At 58.0% G+C, this 11,876-nt stretch carries 13 protein-coding genes; 7 read left to right on the top strand and 6 right to left on the bottom strand.

Features of this window, described 5'->3' with window-relative positions; genetic code table 11:
- Positions 1-223: 223 nt before the first annotated feature.
- The 6 genes from ATN84_RS19415 (at position 224) to ATN84_RS19395 (ending at position 4,261) form a co-directional block, all read left to right on the top strand.
- Positions 224-964 carry a hypothetical protein gene (locus ATN84_RS19415; RefSeq protein WP_068883797.1) on the top strand — a complete coding sequence of 247 codons (741 nt, stop codon included), beginning with the start codon at positions 224-226 and terminating at the stop codon, positions 962-964.
- A 557-nt stretch (positions 965-1,521) separates the two neighbouring features.
- Positions 1,522-1,773 (top strand): hypothetical protein, encoded by a 252-nt coding sequence (locus tag ATN84_RS19410; RefSeq protein ID WP_153020310.1) that lies wholly within the window; start codon positions 1,522-1,524, stop codon positions 1,771-1,773.
- A gap of 96 nt (positions 1,774-1,869) precedes the next feature.
- A complete protein-coding gene (locus ATN84_RS19405; protein WP_068884351.1) occupies positions 1,870-2,136 on the top strand; it encodes a type II toxin-antitoxin system prevent-host-death family antitoxin in 267 nt (88 codons plus the stop codon).
- The gene (locus tag ATN84_RS27345) at positions 2,133-2,549 is read left to right on the top strand and encodes a hypothetical protein (protein ID WP_068883793.1); all 417 of its coding nucleotides are present in this window, start codon (positions 2,133-2,135) and stop codon (positions 2,547-2,549) included. Before ATN84_RS19405 ends, ATN84_RS27345 begins: the two co-directional genes overlap by 4 nt.
- A 389-nt stretch (positions 2,550-2,938) precedes the next feature.
- Positions 2,939-3,244: a hypothetical protein gene (locus ATN84_RS27555; RefSeq protein WP_153020309.1), complete on the top strand. Its 306-nt coding sequence runs from the start codon at positions 2,939-2,941 to the stop codon at positions 3,242-3,244.
- A gap of 27 nt (positions 3,245-3,271) precedes the next feature.
- Positions 3,272-4,261 (top strand): glycoside hydrolase family 26 protein, encoded by a 990-nt coding sequence (locus ATN84_RS19395; RefSeq protein ID WP_068883791.1) that lies wholly within the window; start codon positions 3,272-3,274, stop codon positions 4,259-4,261.
- A 48-nt stretch (positions 4,262-4,309) separates the two neighbouring features.
- Here ATN84_RS19395 and ATN84_RS19390 read toward each other — a convergent pair whose 3' ends face one another.
- The 6 genes from ATN84_RS19390 to ATN84_RS19365 all read right to left on the bottom strand — a co-directional run bounded on the left by ATN84_RS19390 (position 4,310) and on the right by ATN84_RS19365 (position 10,331).
- Complete coding sequence (locus tag ATN84_RS19390; protein ID WP_068883790.1) at positions 4,310-4,828, bottom strand: DUF995 domain-containing protein; 519 nt, start codon at positions 4,826-4,828, stop codon at positions 4,310-4,312.
- A 27-nt stretch (positions 4,829-4,855) separates the two neighbouring features.
- Positions 4,856-5,812 (bottom strand): glycoside hydrolase family 26 protein, encoded by a 957-nt coding sequence (locus tag ATN84_RS19385; RefSeq protein ID WP_068883788.1) that lies wholly within the window; start codon positions 5,810-5,812, stop codon positions 4,856-4,858.
- A 55-nt stretch (positions 5,813-5,867) separates the two neighbouring features.
- The gene (locus ATN84_RS19380; RefSeq protein ID WP_068883787.1) at positions 5,868-6,425 is read right to left on the bottom strand and encodes a DUF995 domain-containing protein; all 558 of its coding nucleotides are present in this window, start codon (positions 6,423-6,425) and stop codon (positions 5,868-5,870) included.
- Positions 6,422-8,227 (bottom strand): glycosyltransferase family 2 protein, encoded by a 1,806-nt coding sequence (locus ATN84_RS19375; RefSeq protein ID WP_068884348.1) that lies wholly within the window; start codon positions 8,225-8,227, stop codon positions 6,422-6,424. Before ATN84_RS19375 ends, ATN84_RS19380 begins: the two co-directional genes overlap by 4 nt.
- A gap of 68 nt (positions 8,228-8,295) precedes the next feature.
- Entirely contained in the window at positions 8,296-9,282 is a 987-nt protein-coding gene (gene galE / locus ATN84_RS19370; protein ID WP_068883784.1) for a UDP-glucose 4-epimerase GalE, read from the bottom strand.
- Complete coding sequence (locus ATN84_RS19365; protein ID WP_068883782.1) at positions 9,282-10,331, bottom strand: UDP-glucuronic acid decarboxylase family protein; 1,050 nt, start codon at positions 10,329-10,331, stop codon at positions 9,282-9,284. Before ATN84_RS19365 ends, galE begins: the two co-directional genes overlap by 1 nt.
- A gap of 592 nt (positions 10,332-10,923) precedes the next feature.
- On the opposite strand from ATN84_RS19365, the gene ATN84_RS19360 reads away from it, so the two are divergent.
- Positions 10,924-11,874, top strand: coding sequence for a helix-turn-helix domain-containing protein (locus tag ATN84_RS19360; protein WP_244491138.1), 951 nt, complete (start codon positions 10,924-10,926; stop codon positions 11,872-11,874).
- Positions 11,875-11,876: the final 2 nt, after the last annotated feature.

Raw genomic sequence — 11,876 nt, 5'->3', positions numbered from 1 at the left:
CGACGGGGCGTCAGCCCCTTGGTAGCGCAATCTCAATGCCCATGGCCGCGACAAGCACGACGAGTAGCATCAACGCTCCAAGGACGGCGATACCGAGCGTCAGGTTGGAATGCCTTCCCAAATGAGCCATTCGGAATCCTCGGGTTGACAAACTGTTGAGGAAAGTGCGACGAATTTATGATGGTTTTGTGACAAGTCGCGAACATGAGGATCAAGTGATCTCATGAGTGTCCGATCCACAGGCAGTCCGCATAGAGACTTTCCGTTCACGACGGATGTGCTCGCGAGGTGGAATTGGGTTTTCGCGTTATCCTGTGTTGCCTCAGCACTGCTGCTCTGTGCAAGTTTCATCCAGGACATCGTTCTCTATTCCGGAACGGAAGCGGATTTATCCAATAAAATTTGGTTACTTGACGTGGATTCCGAAGAAAGTGCTTTCACCTGGCTTTCGGTGATCGTGGCGTTTTGCGCAGCCGGGTTGCTTTTTCGGGCAGGGAGCGAGGCGTCAATGCGCAATAGCCGGTTTATATGGCATTGGTACTTTCTCGCTGCTCTTTTTATGCTGCTGTCATTCGATGAATTCGCAGGCATTCATGAGAAGATTTCCGCCGTTCTGTCTTTGAGGATGGAGAATACCGGCCTGTTGTATTTCGCTTGGGCTGCGCCGGCAGGCGTTATCAGCGTGTTCGGATTAGCGGTCTTTGTTCCGTTCATCCGATCATTTTCCCCACGGCTCGCAGTCCTTCTGGTGATTTCCGCCGTGGTATTTCTGAGCGGGGCTGTCGGGTTTGAGATGATCGGCGGCAGCGTTGCGGAACTGGAAGGTGTCGGATCATTTCGTTATCGAATATTGACGAACTTCGAGGAAGGCCTCGAAATGGCCGGGATGTTGATCTTCATCTTCGTCGTGCTCTCCCATCTGGAAGGCAACGAAACCTCACCTCGCGTTCTGGCGGCGCGTTAAAATTGCCCTTTGATGCTTTGACAATCTGATGCGCGGGGGAATCAACAGTTGCTGGCGCAATCCTGCGGCATCTGTGTCATGCGGGATGAATATAGACTGACCTTTAATGACGCGAACCACGCCGGATCGAGGAAAACACTATGAAGAGATGGCTCGTTTTCGGCGCTGTTGCGATCGTCTTTCCAATCATATGCGGCTTTGTCCACGCGGTGACGGCGAACCTCCTCGTATACGAGTTCCGAAGATATCGAAAAGCTTCAGGCGATTCTGAAGCGGCCCGATATTGACGGCATTCAGATTGTCTATACCTGGAAATCGCTTGACCCGGCAAAGACGGATGTGATTTCTCTGCAATCGAGCGGGATCTTGCCACCGCAGGCGCATCGGGCAAGAAACTCTTTTATCCAGATGCAGGATCGTTTCTTTTCCATCCGATGCGAGAAATGTGCCCGATTATCTCCTGATCGAGCCACAATATGACGGTGGTCTGGTTGCCCAGATCGACAGAGGGGCAGCCCGTCGGTCATGGCTGGGGCGCCATGTAGTGGAATTCCGCCGTGCGTAAGCGTTATCAGGCACTACTCAAAGCCTTGGCCCATAGATTGGACGGCTGGGTGTTCGGCGTGAACCTGCCGGAAACCGCGGTTGATGTCGATGAGAAGCACGACAAATCCGGTTTCAGCTGCGATGCCTATTTCGATGCCGAGATGCAGAATCCGAAAACGACGAGGGTTCCAGCTCATCTGGTCGCGCCCGAACCGGGACTGATATTCCCGGTTAAGGCCCCGCCGTCCCAGGCGAGGCCTTAACCACGGAATACACAGCATTTACAACAATGCTGTAAATGCTGGATATGTATCGGTTCTGATGCTATAGTGTCCTTGCAAAATCATCTGGAGATCAACATGCCCCACACCGGTGGTTCCTATTCGACAAGCGATCTTTCCCGGAAGTCCGGCGATATCATCGCCGAGGCATTGCGCCATCCGGTCACGATCACCCAACGTAACAAGCCGCGCCTCGTCCTTCTTAACATCGATGACTACGAACGGCTGATGCGGCAATCCGATGCCCGTTCAGTCGGCACACTCAAAACCATGCCAAGTGAGCTGCTCGACGAATTCGAGGCGGCGGTGGACGCCTATGCGGGGACCGACGAGCCCAACCGGTGAGCAACTATGATGACATCCAGACCGCGGCGGTCATCCGTTATCCCTATTTATGGGCACGGCAAGCCCGAAAAGGGGCGACAGAGGGGCGGAAGGACCGGCCAGTCGCCGTCGGCGTGAGGCTTGCCCGACCTGACGGCGACCTGGTTCTGTTTTTCCCGATCACGACCAAGCAGCCCGAGCAGGCTCGCTTCGCGGCTGAAATTCCGGCCATGGAGAAGCGGCGGGCCGGACTCGATGCAGATCTACACCTCTGGATCGTACTCGATGAATTCAACACCGATATCGTTGGCCGCTCCTTTTACATCGAGCCCGAGCCTCCGATCGGGCAGTTCAGCAAAGCGTTCTTCCTTCCCCTCCTCCGCGAGTTCATCGCGCGCCGCAAATCGTTCACCGAGATCAGCCGTATCAGATAGCACACTCTGAGATTCCTTCCCGGACGAGTGGGGTTGAACGTCTACTCCGGCCTGCCCCTGAGAAGTGGTGGTGTACCATTCCGATGTCTTCGATGAGTTTGTGGCGTTCGTTGCGGGTTTGCCATAAATCAGCGTTCGCCGATCCTTTCAAATTATGATATGTAGCGAGGATGAGCGCGTGGCCGGGAAGGCCAGGCCCGGGAATGTCGATCTCTGGCAACCGTGGCTTTCAATCGAGATGACTGCACGCAAGCAGACCATCCAGACGCCAATTCTTAAAAAACTCATCCGCGAATGCCGCTAATTTTCACCTTCATTTCCACGGTGATTTAAGCGGCTTCCGATACCGTCCTTCGCATAACACGAAAAACCAATGGGAGTGCTATGCGATGAAAACACCGACACAAAACCAGGTAGGCAAGTTCAGAAAATCGACAGTTCTGGTTGGTCTTGCTGTGGCCTTGAACCTTCTTGCCGGGTGCTCGGTCATGCCTGACAGTACCCTGACCACATCGTCGGTGTCGCAGGTTGGCTATCCCGGCGTATCTCTTGCTCGGAAAAAGCCGGCACAGAGCAGAAAGGTCATAAAGAAAGCAAGCTTCAAGCCGGCTGGTCGCAGCTATCTCGGTCGTGCGCCCTATATCTGCACCCCAAGCGGCTTCGGAAAGACCTCGCGCTGCTTCCTTCGGGGATAAGACTGATCACGTAGCGGAGCTATCCAGATGCGTGCCAGTATCGTAGTCTTGCTCTTCGCGGCCTGGTGTCTTGCGGCACCCGGCGTGGGTTCTGCGGAGCGAAGCGCCGGCATTGACAGAATGAAGACAGTCTCGATCGGTCCGACGGAATCCACCGCCCGGCCGCACCGGAATGCGCCATTATTGCTTGGCGTCTATGATCCGCATGATCGGTTCCAGGATTCGAACCGTCCGCGGATCGAGCATGTCTTCATTTACTGGCAGGCCATCGACCAGGCGATGCTGGCGAAGAAGATGCGCCTTGCCCGCGAGAAAGGGCGGATCCTTATGGTCACCGTGGAGCCCTATACAAAGGCGGCGAACTGGCGCGACGGAGGTGATCGGCTATTTGCCGATATCGAGCAAGGTGCGTTCGATCCCCAGATCGCGGCGGTATGCGGCGCGACAGGTGATTTTCCAGGCGATCTCTGGATCCGCTGGGGACATGAGATGGAAGACCCTACCGGGCGCTATCCATGGGCCCGTCATGATGCCCGGGGCTATATCGCGGCCTATCGGAAATTCGTTGATGCATGCCGGAAAATGACGCCGCGCGCCCGTTTCATCTGGTCGCCCAAGGGCGAGCGCGGCCTCGCCGCCTATTATCCCGGCAACGACTATGTCGACATGGTCGGCGTGTCGTTGTGGGGGTTGGAGAAATGGGATCTGGACCAATACGGGCGTCGGCAGGGCTTTGCCGAGACCTTCAGCGAGAAATACCGGCGTGTCGAGCGCTTTGGGAAGCCGATCGTCATAGCGGAACTGGGAGCAGCCGGAGGAAAGGCGTACCGCCAGAAGTGGTTCTCTGAAATTTCCGGCCTCTCCGCGGGCCGCAATCCTTTTCCGCTGCTGGCCGGCATTGTCTATTTCAACGACAAGGAGCCATACCATTGGCCGCAGGGATATGGATCGCCGGACTGGCGCATAAGCACGGCGGCCTTGGGAGACGGTCAGCCATTGGCCGCCTCCTTGAAATAAAAAGTCCGGGACCGAACGGGCATGGCTCGAACGATCCCGGCAAGAACCCTACCTGGTGGCCGACAGCCGAGCCTCGATTTTGTTCAGACGCGAGCTGACATAGTTGCCACTGCGCAATTTCGCGTATTCGTCGCCGTTTTTTACACGGGCGTGTTTGAATACGTACCAATCTCCGTCGGGTTCGCGCTTCTGGAAGATGACATTGCCTTTCTTCCGATGGCTGAAGCATGTCAGCGCCGGCGCCGTACCGCTTTTGGTGTGCCAGTCGGCCCTGAAGCAGAGCTTGCCCGGCTGGGTGATGAACCAGGTGCCAACACCATACGAGCCCGCTTTTCCGTTGCCCGACACGGCGGTAAACTTGCGCCCCTTCACCGAGAAATAACCCGCGCCGTCTTTCCAGATCCAGGACCGGTTGTGATAAAGACGGTAAAGTTCCGCGCTGGTGAGCGGGGTGGCCGTGCTTGCATCCATATTTGTTTTGCTTGGTGCGGCCATGGCGCTAGGAATTGCCATTCCCAAGCCACCAAAAACTGCACCGGCGATCAGTGTCATACAAAACATCGACATTTCTTTACTCCCGTATGGGTTCATGCCTCAGTTCGAGGCGTCCTGGACAACCCGCCAGTCCGGACGCCCGTAGCCATCCGGCCACGGATAGACTTCGCGATCGTTGAAATAGACGACAGCGGTCAATTTCGGGAACTCGGGGTGCGGCTGCGCCACGGTCTGCGCCCAGTCGCGCACATAGGGCTGGTCACCCTCATAGCCGAGCTCGGCCACGACGATGGGCTTGCCCAAATCCTTGACACGCTCATATCCCGGCGTCAGCAGCTCGACGAATGTCCGGTTCCTGCCGGCCTTGTCATTGTCGTATGTCTGGTAGCCAAAGACCGACAGGCCGATCACGTCCACATATTCGTCACCGGGGTAGAAAGCCTCCAGACCCTCGTTGCCCTTCGGCGACCACATGTATTTGGCGTTATCGAGATGCTTGCGGCACACTGTCACCACCCGACGGTACGCGGCGACATAGTCCTGCGGACGCCAATGCGCCCAGGTGAACTGGTTATCCGTCTCGTCCATTTCCTGGGCCCAGCGGATGGTGACCGGGCTTTTCAGCTTCGCCGCTTCCGAGCAGACCGCCGCCATGTTGGCATCATACTTGCCGCTCAGAATCCCCTTGGAAAGTTCCGGAGGAGAGAGCCGCCAGTCGACGGACCAGGACCATGGCTCCACCGTGATCATGAGCGATCGGCCGCGCTGTTGCGCATATTCGTCGGCGATGGAAAGCGTGGAGAGATCCACGTCTTCCCAGGGCAGGAACAGATGTTCGATCTTGGAATTCGGATCCGCGCTGAAATCACCATGCGGATCGTATGCGCCGAAATCGATGGACGACTGGGTTATGACCGGCCGCTTGTCGGACGGAACATTGGCCGTTGAAGAGTTGGCGTCAGGAATGCCGCGCGGCGCGTTGTTTGCCGCCATGACAGCGCCCGACATTGCCAGTACGACACATGAGAGCGCAATTATTTTCGGTGTCTTTTTCATTGTATCCCTCCAATATCGGTATTCACCGCCGGATTTTGCGTTTTAGGCGGTTCATTCACTGGACGTGCTTGTCCTGCGGCGGATCCTGCATCGCCTCCAGCTCGGCGGAGACGAGATCTTCCCTGACGAGCTTGTTGAACTCGTCGTCATCCGTCGGTTCGGCATTCTTGAAAACATACCAGTCGCCGGAGGGTTCTTTTTTCTGATAGACCGTTCCGTCATGGGTCTTGTGGCTGAAACAGGTCTTGTCGGGAAACGTGCCGGCCTGCGTATGCCATGCGGCCTTGAAGCAGAGCTTGCCGCTGTCGGTGACGATCCATCGGCCTTCGGCCCAGGTGGTGCTCGCGCCAGATCCGGCAACGGCCTTGAAAGTGCGACCGTCATCCTGCATCAGCCCCGCGCCATCAGCCCATCTCCAGCTCTTGTCGCGATAAAGCGTATAAAGCTCGACGCCTGTCATCACGCGCGCATTTTGGGGCACGACGGTTTGTTCGGTAGCCCAGACCTGACCGGAGGACAGGACGAGGCCCGCCAGGATGCATGAAACTCCACGAAACCACCCGTGAAACCGGCCGTGGCCCGATGTCTCCTGATTGGTGTAGCTGGTCTTCATTGTTCGATCTCCGTCGCACGGTTCCGCGGTATTTCGGAACGCCATCTCGGCTTGAAAACGGTTTTGCGTAGTCTTTCGCCGCCAATTCCGGCGCCCGCCACCGAATAGCGCTCTTCGAAAATGGTCAGCCTTCCTGCGCCCCAGGCGAGGGCCTCAAGCCCGTCTTTTCCATGCTCGGCTGTGGCGATCCCTGGCAGGATGATCAGCGAAAGGAGGCTGGCCGCCATCGCGGGGCGGTATATGCGCTTTTTCACCCTTACGGTGTTCTCCCGCGCATGCTGGATGACGATGACCAGAAAAAGCGTCGTATAGAGCACCGCATTGATGATGGCGAAGAGGTAGAAGCCGCGGCTCTCTCCTGCATCGCTTATGAGCAGGACCGGCAATACGGACGCGATCGAGAGAAAGCCGTATGGTGCGAGAACCCGCAGGGGCAGCGGATCCACTTCCGACGCGCCTTTCGGGGTGACCCGGAAATCGACGAAGGAGCCGGTGATCCAGTCACGCGCGGCAGCCATCGTCCCGGCAAGCGCCCAGGGCCAGCGGGCAAAGAGGAAAAGGATGAATTCCCAGCTCAGGACCTTCGCGTCGAATGGACGAAAGGTGCCGCCCGCCCGCCAGCGATAGGCCATCAGAACGAGAATGATGGAAAGCGGTGCGAAATGCGTGAGGAAATCGGGATATGTCACGCCAACGAAGTTCTGCCCTTTCACCAGCGCGATGATCGGCATGGCGAACATCAGTGCCATGAACAGCGCAAAAAGAGGGTACCAGAACTGCGAGAACAGAAACTGGAACTTGAGGCGCAACGGCAGCCGGCCGACGAGTTTCGGCGACCATTCAAGGAGCAGCATCACCAGGCTGCGCGACCACTGGAATTCCTGCGTGACGAGATCGCCGAATGTGCGCGGTCCGTCGCCATGCGCAATGGCGTCGAGCGCGTGTACGCCGCGCCAGCCATGGGCGTTCATCATCAGCGTCGTCGAGTGATCTTCGGCGAGCTCGGGGCCAAGGCCGCCGATCTCCTTCAGCGCCGCGGTGCGCACCGCGTAATGGGAGCCGATGCACAGCGGCGCCAGGCCCGCATTATAGCCGGATTGAAGCGAGCCGTGCATGCTTGCCTCTGCGTAGAGCCTGCCACGCGCCGACCAGCTTTCGGTGGCGTTGCGGTCGCAGATGCTCGGGGCCGAGACATAGCCGACGGCGGGGTCGGCGAACGGACGCAGCATCTCATGGAGATAGCCGGGTTCGGGAACATGATCCGCATCGAGCTGGGCCACGAAATCATAGCGGTCGTAGCCATAATTATCATAGAAGAAGGCGAGATTGCCTTCCTTGCAGCGGGTGCGCCGCGGCCATGATGTCCGGTGATAATCGGCCCGGCCCTTGCGGGTTGAGACGAAAACGCCGTGCCTGCGGCACCAGTCGAGTGTCTCGGGCGAGGGATCCTCGTCGGCGAGCCAGGTATCGTGCGGCACGTCCTGGTCAAGCATCGCCCTCAAGGTTTCCGCCACCACGGGGAACGGCTCCGACGGCGCTTTGGTCACGACCATGGCGACGCGGCTGCCGGCGGGCAGTCGCAACGGACCGTTCGGCTTGAGGCCTCGATAAAATACAGCGATGAAATAAGCCGGCAGCAACGTCACCCAGACAAGAATGGCGGTGACCGTAACGGAGCCGAGAATGCTGATGTGATGTTCAGGCTGCAACCACCAGGCCCAGAAATAGGCGAGGGCGGCAACCCAGACCGCCACCCCCGCCAGATATTCGAGCCGCCGGTAGCCTGACAGAACGGCGACCATCGGTGGCTCGACCCCCACCTCGACCTGCAGATCGCGGGACTTCGCCAGGTCCTTGGTCGCGACATGCCTCATGGTTGCGCCTCCAGCCCGAAAAAGGGCGCGGCGGTTCGCACGATGGTATCGAGATCGGAATATTGAGGCGAAAAGCCCAGTGTCGCGCGGGCCAGGCTCGGATCTGCGTAAAGCGCCGGCGGATCGCCCGCCCGTCTCGGATGGATTTCGATCGGGACGCTCCGTCCGGTGACCCGGTTGATCGCGTCGAGGATTTCCCTGATCGAGGAGCCTTGGCCGGTTCCCAGATTGACGGCGAGATTATCGCCGCCTTTCGCCAGATGGTCGAATGCCAGCACATGCGCCCGTGCAAGATCGCAGACATGGATATAGTCGCGAACGCATGTGCCGTCCTCGGTCTTGTAATCGTCCCCGAATACCTCCAGCCGCGAAATCCTGCCGCTCGCGGCAAGCAAGGCTCGCGGGATGAGATGGGTTTCAGGATCGTGCCATTCGCCAAGCTCGCCGTCCGGGTCCGCTCCGCAGGCATTGAAATATCTCAGCGCCACATAGCGCAGGCCGAAGGCAGCGGCATAATCGGCAAGCATGTGCTCGGCGATCAGCTTGGTCTTGCCATAGGGGTTGATCGGAGCCTGCGGCGTCGTCTCGGCGATCGGGAGGGCTGCGGGCACGCCATAGGTGGCGCAGCTCGAGGAGAAAATGACCTTGTCCAGCCCTGCCTGGCGGCAGGCATCGAGCAGCGACAGCGTGCCGCTGACATTGTTGCGGTAATATTTCGAGGGATCCGCGACCGATTCACCCACATAGGCCGAAGCCGCGAAATGAATGATGGCGGCGGGTTCGTATTGCGTAATCGTGCGCGCCAGATGGAGCGTATCGAGCATCTCGCCGTGAACGAACGGTCCCCAGCACACCGCCGAGCGGTTGCCCGTCGACAGATTGTCGTAGACGACAGGCTCGATCCCCCTGGAGCTCAGGAGCTTGGCGGTATGGCTTCCGATGTAGCCGGCGCCACCCGTGACGAGGATTCGCGGCGTGGACATCAGGCTACCTTGACGAGTTCCCGGCTCGTGTGTGCGAGAAGACGGTCGAAATAAAGGATCGTCTCCTTCAACCCGGCCGATAAAGGCACCTTCGGCTGCCAATCCAGTTCACGCTTGGCGAGCGAGATATCCGGCCGGCGCTGGCGCGGATCATCGACCGGCAGCGGGTGGTGGACGATCTTCGAGGACGACCCGGTCATCTCGATCACCCGCGTGGCAAGTTCGCCAATGGTGAATTCGCCGGGATTGCCCAGATTGACGGGCCCCTGGAATGAGGGTGCTGAATTCATCAGCCGAATAAAGCCCTCGATCAGATCATCGACGAAGCAGAACGAACGGGTCTGCGAACCATCGCCATAGATCGTTATGTCCTCACCCCTCAGCGCCTGGACGATGAAGTTGGAAACGACGCGGCCGTCATCGGGTCGCATGCGGGGACCATAGGTATTGAAGATACGTGCGATCTTGATCTCGGTGCCGTATTTCTTGTGGAAGTCAAAGAACAGCGTTTCCGCGCAGCGCTTGCCCTCGTCGTAGCAGGAGCGGGGACCGAACGAGTTGACATTGCCCCAGTAGCTTTCGACCTGCGGGTGAATGTGCGGATCGCCATAGATTTCAGAGGTCGATGCCTGGAAGATGCGCGCATTATGCTGCACGGCCAGTTCCAGGAGATTGAGCGAACCCAGGACGCTCGTCATCATCGTATGGATCGGGTCGGCCTGATAATGCGGAGGCGACGCCGGACAGGCGAGGTTGTAGATCTCGTCGATCTCGACGGCGATCGGCTCGACGATGTCCTGATTGACGGTGCTGAACGTATCGAAACGTGTCAGATGCCTGACATTGCGCCTGAGGCCCGTCGAGAAATTGTCGACACAGATGACGCGGTGGCCGGCGCGCAGAAGGCGTTCACAAAGATGCGAACCAAGAAAGCCCGCTCCGCCGGCAACAAGGATGCGCCTCTGCACCTGATTTTTGGATAACAAACGGGTGTCATTCGGCGCCGAGTTAACGGCAGAGCGGAAACGTGTTTTATACAAGTTGCCCATAATAACCCCACTATTTTTATGCCCCTTATTTCCATTTCAGTAAATAATAAACAATTAAATCTTCAATCCACCTAGTAGTGGCATTAAAAATATTTGCTTACTACCTAAGAACTATAAGAAGGAGCCTTTTTACTTCATACATACCCCCTTTGGGATTGTCGTTATCTCAAAATCCGGAAAATTATCACGGCGTACATTTCTACGGGGGCGGTGCACTCTTCGCTCGACTGCATCGTCCAAAGGACGATGAGGAACAACGTTTGGAGGAATTGATTTGTATGAGTCCGGTGATCCCAGCGTCCGGCGAGTACCAAAAAAGACACAATGCGCACAAATGCTGATTTAGGGGAATGGACGGAGGGCTTGATTCTACAGGGAGAACTCTGTGAATAGTTGCCCATCGAGCTCTGAGGAAGACGGCAAACGATTTTCTCCGATCCCGATATCACCGGATTTTGAGCGGCGGCGCTGGCCGCGCAAGCCATCCTATCGCGGGCGATCCGGTCCGCCTTCCGCGCCGGCTCTCGAACCATTGCGTTTCTCGACCCGAGATCTGACGCCCGCGGATCAGTTCGGCGCCTGGCAGATGCACATGGAATCGCTGGTCGAGATCAGCCTGCCGGACGGCGTTTCTCCCGACGATGGGTTTCCGGCCGATCAGACGGTATGGAATCTCGGCGGCATGCTTTTCGTCAGGCAGCGGATGCCGGCCCATAGCTACATGCGCTCCGCCGCCAGGCTGCGCGCCAGCCTGATCGACCACTGGTATGTCGGCATATTGCACAGCGGCCGGACCTGGACCGAGGTGGATGGCTTCGTTGCCGAAAACGAACCGGACAAGGTGGAATTCAGGTCACTCGGCCATCCGTTTCGCGGCCGCATGACCGAATCCGAAGCGATTTATCTCTACATGCCCCGCGATCTTTTCGCTGATACGCCGGGCATCGTGGACATGGCCAACAATTCGATCCTGTCGGATAGCCTCGCCAGACTTCTGATCGAATATGTCAGCGGCCTCGAAGCAACGCTGGATGGTCTGGTGGCCGAGGATCTGCCGAGAGTCGTGCAGACCGTGCGCGACATGGTGGTCAACTGCCTCTTGTCTCCGGCCTGCGCGACAACCGAGCAGCAGACGGATATCGGACTGATGGAGCGTGCCCGCCAGCATGTCCACCGCAACCTTCATTCGCCCGAGCTTACGCCCGATGCCCTTTGCCGGGTTCTGGGAGTTTCCCGGACGCGTCTTTATCAGATGTTCGAGCCGAGCGGCGGCGTTCACCACTATATACGCAAGCGGCGGCTTCTGGCGGCGCATGCAGCCCTCAGTGATCCGGCGAACAATCAGCGCATCCTCGATATCGCTCAATCCACCGGTTTCGATTCAGCGGCCAATTTCAGTCGGGCGTTCAGTCAGGAGTTTGGTTACAGCCCTCGCGAAGCTCGCAAAGCGATCATTCCGGGGCAGCCGGTCCAGACCGGGTCTCATCCGGAAAAACAGGAGCCGTCCTCCTTTGACGCATGGCTCAGGCAGTTGGGAAACTGATG

The organism is Paramesorhizobium deserti (assembly GCF_001558695.1).
Classification (GTDB): domain Bacteria; phylum Pseudomonadota; class Alphaproteobacteria; order Rhizobiales; family Rhizobiaceae; genus Paramesorhizobium; species Paramesorhizobium deserti.
Note: the sequence above shows the minus strand (reverse complement) of the source record. Positions and strands in the feature narration are given on the sequence as shown.

What these genes read in the sequence shown, in the direction of transcription:
- ATN84_RS27555 (WP_153020309.1), top strand. Translation starts at nt 2,939, where the DNA reads ATGAAAACACCGACACAAAACCAGGTAGGCAAGTTCAGAAAATCGACA.
- ATN84_RS19360 (WP_244491138.1), top strand. Translation starts at nt 10,924, where the DNA reads ATGGAATCGCTGGTCGAGATCAGCCTGCCGGACGGCGTTTCTCCCGAC.
- ATN84_RS19405 (WP_068884351.1), top strand. Translation starts at nt 1,870, where the DNA reads ATGCCCCACACCGGTGGTTCCTATTCGACAAGCGATCTTTCCCGGAAG.
- ATN84_RS19365 (WP_068883782.1), bottom strand. Translation starts at nt 10,331, where the DNA reads ATGGGCAACTTGTATAAAACACGTTTCCGCTCTGCCGTTAACTCGGCG.
- ATN84_RS19375 (WP_068884348.1), bottom strand. Translation starts at nt 8,227, where the DNA reads ATGGTCGCCGTTCTGTCAGGCTACCGGCGGCTCGAATATCTGGCGGGG.
- ATN84_RS19380 (WP_068883787.1), bottom strand. Translation starts at nt 6,425, where the DNA reads ATGAAGACCAGCTACACCAATCAGGAGACATCGGGCCACGGCCGGTTT.
- galE (WP_068883784.1), bottom strand. Translation starts at nt 9,282, where the DNA reads ATGTCCACGCCGCGAATCCTCGTCACGGGTGGCGCCGGCTACATCGGA.
- ATN84_RS19395 (WP_068883791.1), top strand. Translation starts at nt 3,272, where the DNA reads ATGCGTGCCAGTATCGTAGTCTTGCTCTTCGCGGCCTGGTGTCTTGCG.
- ATN84_RS19390 (WP_068883790.1), bottom strand. Translation starts at nt 4,828, where the DNA reads ATGTCGATGTTTTGTATGACACTGATCGCCGGTGCAGTTTTTGGTGGC.
- ATN84_RS19415 (WP_068883797.1), top strand. Translation starts at nt 224, where the DNA reads ATGAGTGTCCGATCCACAGGCAGTCCGCATAGAGACTTTCCGTTCACG.
- ATN84_RS19385 (WP_068883788.1), bottom strand. Translation starts at nt 5,812, where the DNA reads ATGAAAAAGACACCGAAAATAATTGCGCTCTCATGTGTCGTACTGGCA.